Source organism: Corallococcus exercitus (assembly GCF_003611585.1).
Lineage (GTDB): Bacteria > Myxococcota > Myxococcia > Myxococcales > Myxococcaceae > Corallococcus > Corallococcus exercitus.
Window position 1 is genome coordinate 1 of record NZ_RAVW01000746.1, and the last position, 1,939, is coordinate 1,939.

4 protein-coding genes are annotated in these 1,939 nt (G+C 74.5%); 3 read left to right on the forward strand and 1 reads right to left on the reverse strand.

The genetic code is table 11. From position 1 onward, the window contains the following. The 3 genes from D7W79_RS41590 to thiD form a co-directional block, all read left to right on the forward strand. Nucleotides 1-271 (forward strand): thiamine phosphate synthase (locus D7W79_RS41590; RefSeq protein WP_147442348.1); only part of this gene is annotated, 271 nt, incomplete at its 5' end. A gap of 20 nt (nucleotides 272-291) precedes the next feature. Further along, entirely contained in the window at nucleotides 292-1,059 is a 768-nt protein-coding gene (locus D7W79_RS41595) for a gamma-glutamyl-gamma-aminobutyrate hydrolase family protein (RefSeq protein WP_120530707.1), read from the forward strand. After that, a complete protein-coding gene (gene thiD, locus D7W79_RS41600; protein ID WP_120530708.1) occupies nucleotides 1,056-1,796 on the forward strand; it encodes a bifunctional hydroxymethylpyrimidine kinase/phosphomethylpyrimidine kinase in 741 nt (246 codons plus the stop codon). The genes D7W79_RS41595 and thiD overlap by 4 nt, the downstream gene beginning before the upstream one ends. Nucleotides 1,797-1,805: 9 nt before the next feature. Here the strand turns inward: thiD and D7W79_RS41605 are convergent. Further along, nucleotides 1,806-1,939: DnaB-like helicase C-terminal domain-containing protein (locus tag D7W79_RS41605; RefSeq protein WP_147442349.1), on the reverse strand; the 134-nt coding region annotated here is incomplete at its 5' end.

The following is a 1,939-nucleotide window of genomic DNA, read 5'->3' on the forward strand; positions in this document are numbered from 1 at the left end:
CTACGTGGGCGTGGGGCCGCTGTTCGGCACGACCACGAAGGTGGTGCAGGCGCCGGTGCTGGGGCTGGAGGCCTTCCGGCGGGTGGTGGCGGAGAGCCCCCTGCCGGTGGTGGGGATTGGCGGAGTGGGCCTTTCGAACATCGCGCAGGTGGCGGCGACGGGGGCGCACGGCGCGGCGGTGGTGTCCGACGTCCTGCTCGCCCAGGACATCGCCGAGCGGGTGCGGCAGCTGTCGGCCGCGTTTGACAGCGCGCGGGGGACTGGCCTCTAACCCGAGGGAGCTCCCCCACCATGAACCATCCGACATCGCGTCATCACGGGACGACCCCGCGTCGTCCCAACATCGGCCTCAGCCCGGACTGGGTCCAGCCGGCCGACTCCGCCTTCCCCCGCTACGAGCTGAAGGTGCCCTACGCGGAGGCGGTGCTGCGCGCGGGGGGCCTGCCCTTCGTGCTGCCGTACACCGACGACGCGTCCTGCGTGGACGCCTACCTGGAGCGGGTGTCCGGGCTGGTGGTGACGGGCGGCGCGTTCGACATCCCTCCGTCCGCGTACGGCGAGGAGGCCCGTGACGGCATGGGGCCGCTGAAGGAGGGCCGCACGGCCTTCGAGGCGCAGCTGATCCGCGGCGCGCTCAAGCGCAACCTGCCGGTGCTGGGCGTGTGCGGCGGCATGCAGCTGTTGGCCGTGGTGCTGGGCGGCACGCTGTTCCAGGACATCCTGCGCGAGGTGCCGGGCGCGCGCGACCACGAGCAGAAGCACGACCGCACCCAGCCGCAGCACCCGGTGGAGGTGAAGAACGGCACGCTGCTGGCGGAGGCCGTGGGGCACGGGCAGCTGATGGTGAACTCCACGCACCACCAGGCGGTGAACAAGCCGGGCACGGACGTGACGGTGAGCGCGGTGTCGCCGGACGGCGTGGTGGAGGCGATTGAGTCCACCGCGCACGCGTTCGCGCTGGGCGTGCAGTGGCACCCGGAGCTGATGCTGGGGACCATCCCGGTGCACCTGGGCGTCTACAAGTCGCTGGTGCAGAAGGCGCGAGAGCACCGCCGGTGAGGCCGCGCGTCCTGCTCCTGGCGGGACTGGAGCCCACGGGCCGCGCGGGGCTCCTGGCGGACGTGGCCGCGGTGCGGGCGCGGGGCGGGGACGCGGTGGCGGTGCCCACGGCCCAGACGGCGCAGGGCTCGCACACGTTCGCGGTGGTGCCGGCCTCGCCGCGCATGCTGGCCGCGCAGGTGACGGCCGCGCGCGAGTGGGGGCCCGTGCACGCGGTGAAGTGGGGCGTGGTGCCCGGCCCGTCGCAGCTCTCCACGGCGAAGGCGGCGCTCAAGGACGTGGACGCGTGGTGGGTGGTGGACCCGGTGGTGCGCTCGTCGCGGGGACAGGCGCTGTCGCGGCTGACGCCCCGGCACTACCTGGCGCTGGCGGGCCCGCGCGTGCTGGTGACGCCGAACCTGGAGGAGGCCGCGTGGCTGTTGGGCCGGCCCGCGCTGGGCACGGTGGAGGACGCCCAGGACGCGGCGGAGGCGCTGTGTCAGCGCGGCTTCGGCGCGGTGCTGGTGAAGGGCGGGCACCTGCCGGAAGGGCAGGGCCTGGCGGACGTGCTGGCCTTCTCCGGGCGCACGCTGGTGATGCGGGGACGCCGGCTGAAGCGGCCCCCGGAGCGCCGGGGCACGGGCTGCCGGCTGGCGTCCGCGCTGGCGGCGGAGCTGGGCCGGGGCACCGGGCCGGAAGCCGCGGTGCGGGCGGCCCGCGAGCACGTCACGGGCTACCTGCGCACCGGCCGGGACTGACGAAGAGGGCTACTCGCTCCGGGCGCGGCTTTCGAAGCGCGTGTATTCCGCGAGGAACACCAGGTCGATGGAGCCGATGGGGCCGTTTCGCTGCTTGGCGACGATGAGCTCCACGGGGATGACCGTGCTGCTCGCGCCACCCC

Bases quoted from the DNA above. Each gene is read 5' to 3' on its own strand.
- D7W79_RS41595 (WP_120530707.1), top strand. From the start codon at position 292: ATGAACCATCCGACATCGCGTCATCACGGGACGACCCCGCGTCGTCCC.